Annotated in this window: 13 protein-coding genes and 1 other RNA gene; 2 read left to right on the top strand and 12 right to left on the bottom strand. The window is 48.2% G+C overall.

The window, feature by feature from the left end:
• The first annotated feature begins 41 nt into the window (after positions 1–41).
• Entirely contained in the window at positions 42–923 is an 882-nt protein-coding gene (locus ACCC71_RS04950; RefSeq protein ID WP_434311314.1) for a LysR family transcriptional regulator, read from the top strand.
• Between the two features lie 463 nt (positions 924–1,386).
• Here the strand turns inward: ACCC71_RS04950 and ssrS are convergent.
• The 10 genes from ssrS to ACCC71_RS04900 form a co-directional block, all read right to left on the bottom strand.
• Positions 1,387–1,566: non-coding RNA, 6S RNA (gene ssrS, locus ACCC71_RS04945), on the bottom strand.
• A 110-nt stretch (positions 1,567–1,676) separates the two neighbouring features.
• Positions 1,677–3,002 carry a pyrimidine-nucleoside phosphorylase gene (locus ACCC71_RS04940; RefSeq protein ID WP_434311313.1) on the bottom strand — a complete coding sequence of 442 codons (1,326 nt, stop codon included), beginning with the start codon at positions 3,000–3,002 and terminating at the stop codon, positions 1,677–1,679.
• A 69-nt stretch (positions 3,003–3,071) separates the two neighbouring features.
• On the bottom strand, positions 3,072–3,482 hold the full coding sequence (locus ACCC71_RS04935; RefSeq protein ID WP_434311312.1) for a cytidine deaminase: 411 nt from the start codon (positions 3,480–3,482) through the stop codon (positions 3,072–3,074).
• Positions 3,479–4,135 carry a deoxyribose-phosphate aldolase gene (gene deoC / locus ACCC71_RS04930; RefSeq protein WP_434311311.1) on the bottom strand — a complete coding sequence of 219 codons (657 nt, stop codon included), beginning with the start codon at positions 4,133–4,135 and terminating at the stop codon, positions 3,479–3,481. The genes ACCC71_RS04935 and deoC overlap by 4 nt, the downstream gene beginning before the upstream one ends.
• Before the next feature lie 15 nt (positions 4,136–4,150).
• Positions 4,151–5,320, bottom strand: a complete 1,170-nt coding sequence (locus ACCC71_RS04925; RefSeq protein WP_434311310.1) for a phosphopentomutase — start codon at positions 5,318–5,320, stop codon at positions 4,151–4,153.
• Between the two features lie 189 nt (positions 5,321–5,509).
• Entirely contained in the window at positions 5,510–6,286 is a 777-nt protein-coding gene (locus ACCC71_RS04920) for a TIGR03915 family putative DNA repair protein (protein ID WP_434311309.1), read from the bottom strand.
• Between the two features lie 8 nt (positions 6,287–6,294).
• Positions 6,295–7,752 (bottom strand): putative DNA modification/repair radical SAM protein, encoded by a 1,458-nt coding sequence (locus ACCC71_RS04915; RefSeq protein ID WP_434311308.1) that lies wholly within the window; start codon positions 7,750–7,752, stop codon positions 6,295–6,297.
• Between the two features lie 76 nt (positions 7,753–7,828).
• A complete protein-coding gene (locus ACCC71_RS04910) occupies positions 7,829–8,785 on the bottom strand; it encodes a hypothetical protein (protein WP_434311307.1) in 957 nt (318 codons plus the stop codon).
• Positions 8,786–8,832: 47 nt separating this feature from the next.
• Positions 8,833–10,287, bottom strand: a complete 1,455-nt coding sequence (locus ACCC71_RS04905; protein ID WP_434311306.1) for a sensor histidine kinase — start codon at positions 10,285–10,287, stop codon at positions 8,833–8,835.
• 16 nt (positions 10,288–10,303) lie between these two features.
• On the bottom strand, positions 10,304–10,954 hold the full coding sequence (locus ACCC71_RS04900) for a response regulator transcription factor (RefSeq protein ID WP_434311305.1): 651 nt from the start codon (positions 10,952–10,954) through the stop codon (positions 10,304–10,306).
• 244 nt (positions 10,955–11,198) lie between these two features.
• On the opposite strand from ACCC71_RS04900, the gene ACCC71_RS04895 reads away from it, so the two are divergent.
• On the top strand, positions 11,199–12,788 hold the full coding sequence (locus ACCC71_RS04895) for a phospholipase D-like domain-containing protein (RefSeq protein ID WP_434311304.1): 1,590 nt from the start codon (positions 11,199–11,201) through the stop codon (positions 12,786–12,788).
• 139 nt (positions 12,789–12,927) lie between these two features.
• On the opposite strand, the gene ACCC71_RS04890 is transcribed toward ACCC71_RS04895, so the two are convergent.
• Both ACCC71_RS04890 and thrC read right to left on the bottom strand, forming a co-directional pair.
• Positions 12,928–14,592 (bottom strand): phosphoenolpyruvate carboxykinase (ATP), encoded by a 1,665-nt coding sequence (locus ACCC71_RS04890; protein WP_434311303.1) that lies wholly within the window; start codon positions 14,590–14,592, stop codon positions 12,928–12,930.
• Between the two features lie 201 nt (positions 14,593–14,793).
• Positions 14,794–16,284, bottom strand: coding sequence for a threonine synthase (gene thrC, locus ACCC71_RS04885; RefSeq protein WP_434311302.1), 1,491 nt, complete (start codon positions 16,282–16,284; stop codon positions 14,794–14,796).
• Positions 16,285–16,337: the final 53 nt, after the last annotated feature.

Below are 16,337 nucleotides of genomic sequence, written 5' to 3'. Positions count from 1 at the left end.
GAAATTCATAGCTACAGCAAATAGATTGGATGGAAATCTTTATGAATTTACGTTATCTTCAGTATTTTCGCGTATTAGCGGAAGAAGAGCATGTAACAAGGGCTGCCAACCGGCTCTTTATCTCCCAGCCAAGCCTTAGCAACGCGATGACAGCGTTGGAGGAAGAGTTAGGTCTCCCTCTCTTTGAAAAGAAAGGAAGAAATATCTCTCTTACCAAATATGGAAAGCTTTTGGCCGAGCGTACAGATCAAGCCTTTACCCAACTGGAACAGACAGAAAAATTTCTAAGAGCGCAGAGCGATCCTTTCTGCGGACAGATTGATCTTGCTTTTTTCGGCAGTCTGGGCGTCTACTTCATTCCGACCCTTCTCAAAGAGTTTCTAGGGATTCCGGCCTATCAAAAGATACAGTTTACCTTTCACCAGGGAACCGAACAGACGATTCACGAAGGACTTCTCGATGGAAGCTACGACCTGATTTTCTGCTCCGCCCGTCTTAAAAAAAGCGAAGCTTTATATATCCCTGTTTTTTCTCAAAAAATGTGCGTCGTTGTTCCTGAGGAACACCCGCTCTCCAAACGACAGTCGATTTCCCTAAAAGAGCTTCACAATATGCCCTTTATCATGCTTTCCCAAAAAGGAGGACTGCAAGCGCGCATTTTGGAAATCCTGGGAAAGCACCAGGTGGACGTTCAAATTCAGTACCAATGCGAACAAGGCGCCTCTGTCGCCGGCATGGTGGCCGCAGGCTTCGGTATTTCGATTTTGCCGCGAATCCCTCTCCCGCCTTTGAACGTTCACTTTCTGGAGATTGAAGAGGACGTTCCGCCTCGCATCATTTATCTGGGAAAAAGCCTGAAACATCCGCTTTCCCCCTCCGCCGAATTATTTCAAAGCTATCTTTTAGAAAGATACTCCCTGTAAGAACAAGGTTCAGGTGTCAAAAGATTTCTGTGGGAAACGTATCGGAATATTTTGTATTTGCAGGAGCGTTAGTACTTCTCAGATTCCGAAAATTTGTATTATGAACAAAAATAAGACTGTTTGAGCGCAGCGAGTTTCTTATTTTTGTGAATGCATTTTACAAATTTCCGGAATCCTAGAAGTACTTGCTCCGAAACCCTACAAAATATTCCGATACGTTTCCCACAGAAATCTTTTGACACCTGAATCCTATAAAGAATTTCGCTCTGCGAAATTCTCGCGCCGAGCGCGGCCGCCACCGGCGGCATCTTCCTTTCGCGCTCGTGTGCATCCTTAGCGGAGCGTTTTTTATTCTATAGGAAATTCCAGAGAAATTTCCTATAGAATAAAAAAAATAGAGACAGCGGAATCAAAAGTTTCCGCTGTCTCTATTTTTATCACTCAGCTCTTTTGCTGATTTTCTTCCATTCCCAGAATGCCGTTTTCCTGTTTTTTGACGCCTAGCAAAGCTAGGTGGGTAACCGCAGCCGACACTTCTGCCTTCCACTGCAAGGAGGCCTGGCATCCATGCGGCAATATAGGAATCCCGTAGGTCAACATGTAGGTTCAAAAATACAGGAATGCGCGAACACCCCAGGAAATTCATCGAATTTAGTATATCACATAAATTGGATTTCTACAATCGATTTCCCCTCCTGTTTTTGGAAAAAGACATCATTTCCATATTAGAGACCTTTTGACAACCGAATCCGATCAAATAAAAAATTTCGTGCCGTCCGCATCCGTTCTTGCCAAAATTTTCTGTCGCAGCAACGGCTTCTCATCGCCAATCTCATAAGATGCCAAAAGACGGGCTTCCGATTCCTCAAATAAACGCTCTTGGCTGGCATAAAGGATCGCCAATGGTTCGCCGGCATGCACAATATCTCCGGTCTTTTTACAAAGTTCTACGCCGGCTCCATAGTCGAGAGAATCCTCTTTTCGGCTTCTCCCCGCTCCCAGCAGCATAGAAGCAATGCCAATGCCTTCCGTATCCATATGACGGACATAGCCGTCTGCCTTCGCTTTCACTATATGGGTAAACGACGCTTTGGGAAGGAGTTCTGGATGATCGATCGCTTCCGAATTTCCTCCTTGGGCTTTTACCATTGCTTTAAAGCGCTCCAAAGCGCGGCCGCTGTCAATCGCTTCCGTCACCTGCTCCTCCACGCTTTCCGGCTCTGCTTTCCCCGAAAGCAGCAGCATCTCCCCTGCCAAACGATGGCAAACGCTCACCAAATCTTCCGGTCCCTCACCCTTTAATACAGATATGGCTTCCTTCACCTCCAGCGCATTGCCCACCATGCGGCCCAGCGGAATGTCCATCTCAGTAATCATGGCTGCCACCCGGCGTCCCGCCGCGGTTCCGATGGCCACCATGGCCTCCGCCAACGCCGCCGCCTCTTTCGGCATTTTCATAAAAGCGCCGCTTCCTGTTTTCACGTCCAGCAAAATCGCATCGCTTCCAGCAGCCAGCTTTTTACTCATAATGGAGGACGCAATCAAAGGGATGCAGTCCACAGTGGCCGTGACATCCCGCAGCGCATAGAGTTTCTTATCCGCTGGAACTAAATTGCCGGTCTGTCCAATCACGCAAAGACCAATTTCATTGACAATGCGAAAAAAAGTCTCTCGGTCCAAAGACGTACAAAACCCTGGGATGGACTCCAACTTGTCAATGGTACCGCCGGTATGACCTAATCCCCGGCCCGACATCTTGGCCACGCGGCCTCCGCAGGCCGCTACGATGGGCGCCAAAATCAGCGTGGTCTTATCTCCCACGCCTCCGGTACTGTGCTTATCCACTTTACAGCCTGCTACCGGAGAGAGATCGATCACATCTCCCGAATATTCCATCGCCCAGGTCAGCTCAGAAGTTTCCTCCGGCGTCATCCCTTGAAAACAGACGGCCATCAACATCGCCGACATCTGATAGTCCGGAATCTCACCGCTGACAAAGCCTTGTATCATAAAATGAATTTCTTCTTTATCAAGAGTTTCTCCCCTTTTTTTCTTTTCAATCAGGTCAATCATTCGCATCGGTCCGCTCTCCTCTTCTTCTCTTCCCGCCGAAAATTGCATCCTTCCAGAATCCAATCACAATCTCATTTACTCGGAAAGTTTCTCCCTGCCGAATGCCTCCGGCAGCAATTCTTCCAGCCGAAAAACCCGAATCTCCTCCGGGGATTTGGCTAAAAGGATCAGAAAGTCCGGCCCGCAAAATTCCGCCAATACCTGACGGCAAATCCCGCAAGGCGGTGCAAAGTCCGTCACAACGCCGTCTCGTCCTCCCACTACAGCAATCGCTTGAAAATCTCGTTTTCCTTCGCTGACCGCCTTCACCAAGGCGGTTCGCTCCGCGCAAATCGCCGCGCCATAGCTGGCATTTTCTACATTGCATCCAGTAAATACTTCTCCGTCCGCGGTCAAAAGAGCTGCACCAACATGAAAATGGGAGTAAGGTACATAAGCTTTTGGAAGCATCGCCCAGGCCGCCTCCACCAACGCTCTCTGATTCATTCCGCCTTCTCCTTCATCAATTTCACCAAACGGCTGGTTCCCAAACGCGAAGCTCCCAAACGGATGAATTCCTCCGCCTGCTCAAAAGAGGAAATTCCCCCCGCCGCTTTAATTCGTACTCCCGGCCCCACATGTTTGGCAAACAGTTCCACATCGGCAAAGGTAGCTCCTGCCGTCCCAAATCCAGTAGAAGTCTTAATAAAATCCGCGCCGGCTTCCGTGACCACACGGCAAAGACGAATTTTCTCTTCTTCCGTCAGCATACAAGTCTCTACAATCACCTTCAAAACTCTCTGGCCGCAGAGCATTTTTAATGTGCGAATCTCATTGTAGACGCACGATTCCTCTCCGCCCTTAATATGTCCTAGATTGATCACCATATCCAACTCGTCGGCGCCTTTTTTCAGAGCGTCGTCCGCCTCAAAAGCTTTTACCGAAGTCGTGCTGTAGCCGTTGGGGAATCCGATGACAGTGCCAATCCGCAGCTGATTACCGACATACGCTTTTACTCGCTTTACATAGGAAGGCGGAATGCAGACGGAAGCTGTCTCATAAGTAAGCGCGTCGTCACAAAGCTGCTGAATCTCCGCCCAGGTTGCCGCCGGATTCAAAAGCGTGTGATCGACCTTTCGTAAAATTTCCCTTTTGTCCATATTCCAGTCTCCTTTCTAATTCTTCCGGATTTGCGAATAAAAACTGACGCCTGCCGTCTTCCCTGGCACATCCAGATAGTCCAAAACCGTTGCCCCGATATCGGCAAACGTACTCCTTGTTCCCAGATTTACCCCCGCTTTTACTGACGCCCCCGCCACTACGACAGGAATATATTCCCTGGAATGATCGGTGGAAGGCGTCGAAGGGTCGCAGCCATGATCGGCCGTAATGATCAATAAATCCTCATCCCTTAGTTTCGCCAGCATCTCCGGCAGCTTTTGGTCAAAATATGTCAAAGCCGCCGCATAGCCGTCCACATCGTTCCGATGGCCATAAAGCATATCAAAGTCCACCAGGTTGGTAAAACACAACCCCTCAAAATCCCGGTCCATATAGGCCAATGTTTTTTCGATTCCCTCGGCATTTCCGCTGGTAAATTGAAATTCCCCTATTCCTTTTCCCGCAAAGATGTCCCGAATCTTTCCGACTGCCAGCACCTCTTTTTTGGCGGCCAAAATAGCATCCAATATGGTAGGCTCCGGCGGTTCCAAGGAAAAGTCATGCCGTCTCGCCGTCCGAGTGAAACGCCCAACTTCCCCTTCAAAGGGTCTTGCAATCACACGGCCAACCGCCCAAGGCCCCTGGCAGATCTCTCTCGCCATCCGGCAATATTCATACAACGTTTCCACCGGTATGACAGACTCATGAGCGGCAATCTGAAGTACGCTGTCCGCGGAAGTATAGACAATCAAATCCCCCGTCTCCATATGCTGCTTTCCATAGTCTTGTATCACGGTTGTACCGGAATAAGGACGATTACATAAAATTCCCCTTCCAGTCGCCTCCGATAATTTTCTCAGCAACGCTTCCGGAAACCCTTCCGGAAACGTGGGCATCGGCTTCTTTGAGACTACGCCGGCAATTTCCCAATGACCAGTGGTGGTATCCTTTCCTTTGGAAGCCTCGGCGCACCGCCCAAAGCTCCCTTCCGGCTGGCCGTTTCGAGGTCCAATCGTCACGCCGTCAATGGAAAAAAGTCCCAGCCGCGCCATATTCGGCATTGCAAACCCAGCGCCCCTGGCAGCCGCGGCCAACGTATTGCTTCCTTCGTCCCCAAAGCAAGAAGCATCTGGCATCGCTCCCACGCCAACGCTGTCCAGAACAATCAAAAATACACGTTTCATTTTGAGCACATCCTTCCGTGAAGCCGATTCATCGAGATTCCAAAACCAAGCTGTAAATACGTCGCTTTTACAATAAACTTTCGTTCCAGATACTCATAATATATCAATAGTTTATCATAAAAGAAGTCGTCTTGCAAATGAAACCAAAAAGCGGATGCAGGAAAACAAATTCACTACGTCCGCTCTCATTTATCCTTCCTCTAAAAATTCCGTCATATATTCCCGGTAACGCAGAGGCATCATATTGCGCTGCAGCTTCTCATTCTTACGCTCTTTAATCGCAATGGCTTGATAAAAAGTTTTCCACAAGTCCCGATAGCCGTCCGCTTTGACAGACATCAACTCCTCCGCCACCTCCGGCGCAAGGCTTGCCAGATACCATTCCCCTCCTGCAGGATGCACGCCCGCCAGGGAACGCCCCATATCCAAAATCAAGAAGTTTTCCCTGGGCAGCCGGTCTGCAAAATGGGGCATCACCAAAGAAATCACATTATTTTTCGGGCGGAACCGTCCAAATAGCACATGCCCTTCCCGCTCGTCAAACCGTAAAAACTCTTTAAAGAAGTGGGATTCATTCCCCACCGCCCGGTTTAGCTCCATTAATCGGTAAACCGCGGGCTCCGCCAACATCTTCAACGCCTTGGGACCATAGTAAAAACCGCCGATCAGAAACCGGTAAATATCATCTGCCCGGCTCTCATGCTCAGAAAGCGCCGCCCGGTATACCATAGACCAGGCTTCCTCTCCGATTTTCTGGCGGATGGACCGCATCACTTTTCCTGCCTTTTCCGAATCCTTCTCTACCGGTACATAGGTGGAAAAAAGCTCCATGGTGTCTTCTTTTTGTATCTCTAATTTCACATGGGAATGCCCTTTCCGGGAAGCCCATGCTTCATAAACCGCTGTCAAAATGGACTCCAAATCGTCCCCGCAGACAAAAATCGTTTTCTCCCAACTTTGTTCCATCGCGCCTCCTAAAGCTGGCCGCTCAGGCTTTTCCATACGTCGTCTGGTCTCGGCTCTGCGTTCTCCACATGGAAATCATCAAATAAAGACAGCTGCCGGAATGTGTCGGCGTCTGCGATCCGCTGATTCTTGATTCGATCCTCCGCCGTCAGTGCCCTCGTTAAGAAATCTTCCTCGATCGGCGTATTTCCCATCATCTTTCCTTCGCAGGTAATAAAATAGGCCGCCCGCTTTAAAACAACGCCAAATTTTTTCAAAGAGGAAAAATCCAGCTTCGCGCTGCGCCTGGCCTGCAAAATCCGCCTGGCCGACTTAACTCCGATTCCCGGTACCCGCAACAGCGTCATATAGTCCGCCCGGTTGATCTCTACCGGGAACAATTCCAGATGGCGCAGCGCCCAGTCGCACTTCGGATCCAACGCCTCATTAAAAAACGGCTTTTCTTCTGTTAACAATTCTCCCGCTTCAAATCCGTAAAACCGAAGCAGCCAATCCGCCTGATACAGACGGTGTTCCCGCAAAAGCGGAGGCTTTGTCCCAAGTGCAGGCAAAGAAGAATCCTCGTTGATCGCCGTGTAAGCGGAAAAAAAGACCCGTTTCAACTCAAACCGATGATAAAGAGCCTCCGTCACCGAAAGAATCTGGTGGTCCGTTTCCGGCGTGGCCCCGATAATCATCTGGGTACTCTGTCCCGCTGGAACAAATTTTGACTTTTCTTCATAGCGCAGCATCCCCTTTGGCGCCAAAGGACCCGCTTTTTTTGAAACCAGGGCAGGAGCGCCGCTTTTTTCCGAGCTGCCCGGAAGATAGATCTTTTTCTCCCTCTTTTTATCTTCCAGTTTGAGCCGGTTGTCATGGATACCGTGCTGAATCTGGCGCATCGGAGTCAAAATCTTTTCTCTCGTCTTTCCCGGCGCAAGTTTTCGCAGGCCGTCACCGGTGGGCAGTTCCAGATTAATACTCATCCGGTCCGCCAGATGTCCCACCCGTTCCAGCAATGCCGGATCCGCTCCCGGAATCGCTTTTACATGAATATATCCCCAGAACCGATGCACCTCCCGGAGCTGCCAAAGCGTCTGATAAATCTGCTCCATCGTATAATCCGGCGTGCGTAAAATCCCAGAGCTAAGGAACAAACCTTCGATATAATTCCGACGATAAAACTCCATTGTCAAAGTACAGATTTCCTCCGGAGTAAAAGAAGTCCGCACCGTATCGTTGGAAATTCGATTCACGCAATATTTGCAATCGTAGATGCACTCGTTGGTCAGGAGAATTTTCAGCAAGGAAACACAACGGCCATCCGCCGCAAAACTGTGGCAAATGCCGCAGGAAACGGCGCTTCCCATCGCATCTTTCCGCCCTTTGCGGTCTACGCCGCTGGAAGTACAGGCTACGTCATATTTCGCCGCGTCCGCTAAGATCTCTAATTTTTGCTGCAGTGATAAATTCTCTTGTATTAGCATTATCCTCCACCCGTACATGTGTTCTGATTTCATTTTAACACATCATAATGAGGAATGCAAGGGGATATCAAATTTTTTATTCTTCTGCTTCCGGATACAAAAACATCTCAAACCCCTCCGAGTTGTCCTGTACAACAAAAACAATTTGTTCCCTGCCAGAGTTCCCATTCCACGGATATTCATACTGCTCATATACCTCAAAACCATCCTGCTGTTCCCAAAAACCAACGCCCTCTACCGGCTGATTTCTTACCCTTAGAGCCTTTGAGATATTTTCAAAACCTTCTGCATAGAGCTCCGAATTTGAATATAGATATTCCGCGATCAGTTCCAGTCCGGAAGCATTCCAGAATGCTTCTTTGATCTCATTTCCAATGCGAACCGCCAAAATGGTATTGGTATCCAGATCATAAACCATAGAAAGCAACGCGCTTTTTCCTGTCTCGCTTTCTAGCACACGAATGGCTGCCTCCCCCACATAAAAGCGGTATTTGCCTAAAACAGCATCCTGATATTCATATATTTCTACCGTCAGCCCGGAATCCATATACCAGTACTGGCCCAAACCAATGAGAGGCTCATTGATCCGCGTCAGGAGAAACTGAAATACTTCTTCAAAAAAGTAAGTGGAGAATTCCCAATTTTCCGCCCACTCGCCGGTTTTGCTTCTATTTTCCTGAGCCGCTTTTATGGAAGCCTCCCTCTCGTCCAAGATATCCTGCTGCGCCGGTGTTTTTTCACTCTTCCAGATTCCCCATATCATCAAAAGCTTCCGGTAAATATCCAATTCTCCGGTATAAGCGGCCATCTGCCTGCTATAATATGCCCGATCGGCCTCCTGAACGATTTCCATATCCGTTTCGCCCCAAACGCGAAGCGCATACTCTGGAAGAATGAGACAGCTGATCAGAAGCGCTCCCACCAAAAAGTAGATCAAAAGCATTTTTCCCTTGCTTTTTCTAGATACTTGTTTTAATTCCACATTCCTATCGTCCTCTTTTTCTTGTCCCCACGCTTCCAGTTCCGGCTTCATTTTCCCCCTCCTTTCCCTGAAATATTTCAAAATTTCCAAGCCGCCTCCTATTCCTCATCGGCGTCCGCCTCCCTTTGGAAACACACGCTCATCACAGTTCCCTTGTTTAATTCACTGGAAATAGAAAGTTTTGCCCCATGCTTTTCCAAGATTTTTGCCGCCAGGGACAACCCTAAGCCCGCGCCGCCGGCGTCGCGGGAACGAGATTTGTCTACCATGTAAAACGCTTCCGTAATACGGCTTACCTCTTCCGGTGGAATTCCAATCCCAAAGTCTACTACTTGAAGCGTTACCTCCTCTTTCCCAGCGGTTCCCACCAACAAAATCCTTCCCCCCTTAGGAGAAGCCTTGCGCGCATTGTCCAGCATATTGATAAAAACCGTTTTTAAAAGCGTGCTGTCTCCGCGAATGTAAGCGGATACCGGACGAACCGTCAACTGCTTTTCATCTCCGTTGATCAAAGGCTCCACGCTCTCCCGGATGGACTCCATCAAATCCGGCAAATAAATCGCCTTTAATTCCAGGTTTTCTCGATCTAAAAGAATCAGATCAAATAGTTTCATCGACATGGCTTCCAGGCGCAGGCCTTCCTTAAAGATATAATTTGCGGCGATTGCCCGCTCTTCCTCGCTGAGATCCTGGGCAGAAAGCATCTCCGCATAACCAATCACCGAAGTCAAGGGCGTTTTCAGTTCATGGGTAAAATTGGCGACAAAATCCTCTTTCCGCTGATTTTCTTCTTCCAGCTCCCGGACATGTCCTTGCACTGTCTCCGCCATCCGGTTAAAATCCCGGCCCAGGCGTCCGATCTCGTCCTCCGTCCGAACCCGAACCCGGCTCCCATAATTTCCTTCCGCGATATTTTCGGCTTTTGCACTGAGGCGCACAATAGGCCGCATCAGCCAGCCCGAAATCAGATAGATCAGCAATCCGCATACAGAAAGAGCCGACAAAGTCATCACCCGGTAGTAGTTTACCTGTTGATCTCTCTCGGCAAAAATCTCTGTAATGTCCTTTTGATTCACGACATAATACCGCTGTTCGTCCAAAACCATCATGCCGGAAGCCGCCACAATCTGAGCCTCGCCCTGGGAATAGACGACATACTGTTTTTTCCCTTCCGCCAGGTTTTCGATCAGACGCGCCAGCCAATCCACGCTCGATAGGGACAAAGCCCGGCCCTGTCCCTCTTCTTCATACAAAATCTGTTTCTTCTCATCCAAAATCTGGAACCACGCACCGGTGCCTTGAAGCGTTGCTTTTACATTTTGCCCTACGTCTCTCCATTCTCCCGTGCTGCCGGTAAATTCATCGCGCAAAATCCGGTTGATTACCTCCGCCTCCACGGACGCTTGAATCATCTGGTTTTCATCCATGGCTCCGGTCACTTCTCGGTTCAACCGCGATTGATAACTTTGATTAAGCAAAAGCGTACCGCTGATGGCAAAGGCGGCGGCAATTAACACCAGATTCACCAAAAGTATTTTCGTACGAAATTTCAAGGAAACCTCCTATCGCCTAATCCAGACGATACCCAATCCGGTATACGGTTTTTAAGCGTTCTCCCAACTTCAATTTCTTCCGTATCCGCTGAATATGCAAATCTAACGTGCGGCTGTCCCCGTCCAAATCGGTTTCCCAGATAATCTGAAAAATCCGGCTTCGGAATAGAGCGACGCCGCGGTTTCGAACCAGCAATACAAACAGATCAAATTCTTTAGGAGTCAGCGCTATCTCTCCTTCTGGTCCTGTTACTTTCCTAGAGTCCAAATCAATCTCAAAATCATCATAGCCAAGGTGGGAATCTACCTTATGAAAACGGCGAAGCACCACCTCCATACGAGCTAATAGCTCCGCCATGGCAAAGGGCTTGACAATATAATCCTCCGCTCCCGCAAGAAGTCCCTTTACACGGTCGTCCACGGTATTTTTCGCCGTTAAAAAAATGACTGGAATTCCCAATGGACGAATATATTCTAAAAGTTCATAACCGTTGACTTTCGGCACCATGATATCTAAAAGCGCCAGATCATAGGTATGGTTCTCTAAAAAATTAGCGGCTGTCAGACCGTCCGCAGCTTCCGTACAATGATAGCCCGCCTTCGTTAAACTCATAGCCAAAAGCTCCCGTATTGGCTTTTCATCTTCCACAATCAAGATTTCCAGCATAAGATTTCTTTCCCTTTCCAAACATGCTTCCGTTTGTAATTATCTTATCCCTTAATTGTATCCATTTTGTAACAAATCCTCCGATTTTATTAGCATACCGAATTCTTACCTCCTTGTCAAATCTACAATCCTTCAAAAATGTTTCTGGCAGCAGCCGTCTCTTTATGTTATAATAAAAACGCTTGGTAAAAAAATCGCACCTTCCAAGCAGAGCGGCCTCTATCCGCTCGATGGAGGAGGAGCAATGACACAAACGAGAAAGAAAACATCATCTAAAACGAATTTCAAAAAGAAAACAAACCCCAAAAAGAAAACGGATTCGAAGAGATCGAAAAATCTCAACCGACAAAAAAATACAAAAAAATCCACGAATTTCAAAAGGGCTATCAAGCATTTTTCCTGGACCTGGAAAAAGACGCTTGTCGCATCCCTTTTGTTGTTTTTGGGTTATATTATCTTCGGGATGTGCCTTCCATTCTGGCGCCATCCGGAAGTAAATCCCTTTTATAAAAGCAGCTTTTCGGTAGAAAATTTTTACAGCGACGGCGTTTCGGTAGACCGCGCCGCTATCCTGGAAACAAGCAAAGAAGCGTTAGACGAACGAATCCGTCTGATTTCAAGAGCTAAGCATTCTCTGATTCTTTCCACCTTCGATATGCGCCAAGGAAGCAGCATGGATGATCTGGCGGCAGTTCTCCTAGAAGCTGCCGACCGGGGCGTCTCGGTCCAAATCCTGGTGGATGGAATCAGCGGACGGCTCCGCATGGAAGGAAACCAGCCCTTTGATCTGTTAGCTGCCCACCCGAATATCGAAATCAAACTATACAACCGGCCAAACCTGTTTCTTCCCTGGACCTACCATGGCCGGATGCACGATAAATATATGATTGCCGACGATATCGGATATATCTTGGGAGGCCGGAACACCTTTGATTATTTCCTTGGAGATTATCCTTCCGATGGAAAAAGTCTGGATCGCGAGGTTTTCATTTACAATACCGCCCATGGAAAAGAAAATTCCGGAGAAAGTTCCTTGACGCAGGTGAAGGATTATTTTGAACGAGTTTGGAAATCGGAAGACTGCTCCATCCTGTCCTCGCGGGATCCGGAACAAAAAAAGGAAGAGTCCCAACAAAAAAGCAGACAGCTTCAGGAACATTTGATTGCAATGAAAGAGGATTGGCCTGAACTTTTTATGGAGGACAGCCATTTTGAAGAGATTACCCTGCCGACCCATCAGGTCACTCTGATTTCAGGAGATATCGGTATTGGCGGAAAATCGCCTCTGGTCTGGTTCCAGATGCAAAAGCTGATGGAATCCGCTACAGACCGCGTGATTTTGCAAACGCCATACGCGGTCTGCTCCTCGGAGATGCTGGACGGACTGCGCCGCCTTGCTTCCGGTTCCGCCGACTGTAAACTCCTTTTAAATGCCAGGGAAAACGGAGATAATGTGGTAGCTTCCTCCGACTATACTTGGAAAAAAAGCAGCATCCGGAAAACCGGCATACCCATCTACGAATATGCCGGCGGCACTTCTTCCCATGGAAAGTCGGTTTTGATTGATCACCGGATGACCTTGATCGGCTCCTATAACCTGGATCTACGCAGCACCTACGTGGACACGGAGCTAATGTTAGCCATCGACAGTGAAGAATTGAATCAACAGCTGGAAGGCTATCTGCTTCCCATGATTGCAGACTCCTGGGCAGTTCAGACAGACGGCAGTTATGAAAAACCAGCGCATCTAAGCCTAGAGGAAGCAGGACTAGGAAAAGAACTTTTTTGGCGCGCGCTCGGCTTTGTCTTAAAGCCATTTCGGATTCTGCTTTGATTATCGCCTGTAAACGCAAATCCCCCGCAGCAAAACCGCGGGGGATGTTTCTTTCTCAAGTTCCTATTTATCTATTTGCCAAAACCAATGCCTTGGCACTACTACCAAACAGACTACTCTTCTTCACGCTCCTAGTCCATTAAACCAAATCGCACAGCGGCTGAATCACTTCCTCGATTGCTTCCAAAGCCTCCGACGGAAGCTGATCGTATCCCTCTTTTTCCGTGTACTTCATGCTGATAAAACGGCGGCGGCGTTTCATGCCATCCTGCAACTTCTGCAGGTATTCCTTATCCGTCATATCCGGCTCGAAGCCTTCCCACTCCATGATCTCCAGGCACTGGAAAGGACCCCAAGGTTTGAACTCCGCCTTATTCTCCACGATATGCTCAATGATGCCAAGCGTATCCGAAGGCTTTACTTTTTTGCCCATAAAGTCGCCGGTATTGATAATGTAACAATCAATGCCTCTCTCGTCCACCAGCTTTTTAAACTTTATGTAATCGTATTTCAGTGGATAGGTACGGAACGGGTTCGCATAGGGCTCGTAAACCAATGCGTTGATATCCACGCCCTTCAGCAGGTTTTCTGCGGAAGTCCGTTTCGTTGCAAGGGTCGCTCCCATGGCAGATGCCAAAGCTCCGCCTTTCACCTTCAGGATCGGGGGAAGCGTCGGATCTTTCATAATCCAGAAAATCGCGTTTACCGGCTCCTCAATCTTATCAATTCGGTTCGGAGACCAAAGTTTCGACTTGATGGCCCGTCCATTTCCATTGCGGACATCCTCCGTCACCAATACAATCTTACCGTCCTCATCCTGCGTAGCGCCACAGTTCTGAACCGTCAGCAAATATTTGCTGGCCTCGCAGGAAAGCGGGTAGTCGGCTGTTTTATCGAAGTAAGTCGGCTCCAAAGCAATGGAAGAACCCGTCTCCGAGTTGATAATAAACGCGTCGTCATGAAGGATCGTGATATCGTATTTGTCGTTGTGGCGATTATGAGTAATCGTTGATTTACCAGATCCGGACAGACCAAATACGCTGGCCACAAATTTCTTTCCACCCGGCAGGTTGTACCGTTTCTGGCCGCCATGGCAGGAAACATAACCGTTGCGGCTGGCAATCGCCCAGGCAATCGTAAGCGTTCCCTTCTTAAACTCACCAAAGTACCGCATACCAAGAATTGCCGCACAGTTCTGCGCTGTATTAAAATATGCCAGCCCGTTGGGATGCTCGTCATGACGCCAATCGGGATCCGCAAAAATATAGATATCGCCTTCCTTATCAATGGGGCGGGACTGTTTGTACATCCGGACATACTCGTCGGAACGATACTGGAAATTCAGCATCCAATTGTAAAGGGTATTCTCAAACCCTTCCGGGATCAGCAGATGAGCCTTCACCATAAACTCCGGGTCCAGTCCGATGTATACCTCGGCGTGATACATCTTTTTAAACCGGCTTTCATAGACTGCTTCCATCAGCTTTTTATCCAAATCCACCGTATCTACGCCAGGTTCACCAGCAATTCTTCTCGCCACAGCCGTCCGTCCTGTAACCGCGCCATCGTTGCACAGCAGCACCTTTGCATCCGTCGGAAGTCCAAAGGTATCGCCATGAAAGACCGGCATATCCGTCACAATCGTACCCGGTGAATTTTTTGCCAGTTCATAAGCTGCCCGAAGGCTAGGCACTCTCACAACATTGTTGCCATAAAAGGTCGTCTCGATAATGGTCCTCGTCTTGCTGAAATAGGAGCTTTTTGCTCCAATCTCCTCTCTCGCAAAACCCGCTTGTGTAGACATAAAAAGTAACCTCCCAAAATTCCTGTTCTCTTACTCCGTACATTCTCCCACGATTCCCGTGGAATGTCAACTTATTCTCCGCTAATTTTTCATACAAATACAAAATTTTAAAAGACTATTTCTAAAGATTTTGCCACTATTTTAGGTAAAGTTTGATAAATTTTGAACAATAAAAGCAGCCAGAAGGCTGCTTTTAGGATTCTAAATATTCAAAAACGTTTTAATTACATTCACCATCTCTTCTTTTTCACACACAGTCTTATGAAGCACCGGTGCGGACCGGATATCCTCAATGGCTTGAGGAATCTTTGTTGCAGAAAGCCGGGATAACTCGTCAATCAACGAAAAATCCTCTTCCGCCTGATATTTCGGGTCAATCGCTGACATCACGCTGCGAGTAAACTTATAGGGACTGGCCGTAGAAACAACAACGGTCTTTGTCTGATCGCCGGTATCCTTCCGGTAAGCCTTCGCCACATGTGCGGCAACCGCCGTATGGGTATCCATAATATATCCTGTCTTCTCATAGACTTCCCGAATCGCTTCCGCAGTTCCCGTTTCCCCTGTATAATTCCCGTAGAAATCTTTCAGCCGATCTCTCATCTCTTCCGGAAGTGTGTAGGTTCCAGATGCGCTTAACTGCTTCATAAATGCGTTATTCTGCTCCGCATTCTCGCCCGCTACTTTATAAATCAAACGCTCCAGGTTGCTGGAAATCAAAATATCCATGGAGGGCGAACTGGTTAAGATAAACTCACGATTCCGGTCATAGGTTCCCGTCTGGAAAAAGTCGTATAAAACCTTATTCTCATTGGAAGCACAGATCAGCTTTGCAATCGGCACGCCCATGGATTTCGCATAGTAAGCAGCCAAAATATTTCCAAAATTCCCAGTGGGTACCACCACGTTGATGGGTTCGCCGTTTTTGATCTCTCCGCGGTTTAACAGCTGCGCGTAAGCATAGGCATAATAAGCCACCTGGGGTACCAGGCGTCCGATGTTAATCGAATTGGCCGAAGAGAACTGGAATCCAGCCGCATCCAACTCCTTCTCCAAGTCCCGGTCGTTAAAAATCGCCTTTACACCATTTTGAGCATCATCGAAGTTTCCATGAATGCCTACCACCAACGTATTATCCCCACGCTGAGTCACCATTTGCTTTTCCTGAACCGGGCTCACTCCATCCTTGGGATAAAATACGATGATTCGTGTCCCTTCCACACCGGCAAAACCAGCCAACGCCGCTTTTCCCGTATCTCCGGAAGTCGCTGTCAAAATCACGATTTCATTCTTGATTCCATTTTTCTTTGCCGATACCGTCATTAAATGCGGCAAGATCGAGAGAGCCATGTCCTTAAATGCAATGGTGGCGCCATGGAACAATTCCAGGTAATACAAATCTTCCACCTTGACAAGCGGGGCAATCTCTTTCGTATCAAACTTGCTGTCGTAAGCGCGGGTGATGCAGGTTTTTAACTCTTCCTCCGTAAAGTCAGTCAGGAACTGTTTCATCACCTCGTAGGCAACCTCTACATAAGGTTTTCCCGCCAATGCTTCCACCGGCACATCCAGTTTCGGCACCTCTACCGGCACATAGAGGCCTCCGTCTTTTGCAAGTCCCTGCAAAATCGCCTGACTTGCCGTTACCGGATCGCTGTCGCTTCTTGTGCTCTTGTAATATACCTGATTCATTGGAATTCCTTTCTATGCTATCATTTCCCGATACGCACAAAACGGGCTGCCGT

The sequence above is a fragment of the Hominifimenecus sp. rT4P-3 genome, assembly GCF_051055405.1.
Classification (GTDB): domain Bacteria; phylum Bacillota; class Clostridia; order Lachnospirales; family Lachnospiraceae; genus Pseudolachnospira.
Note: the sequence above shows the minus strand (reverse complement) of the source record. Positions and strands in the feature narration are given on the sequence as shown.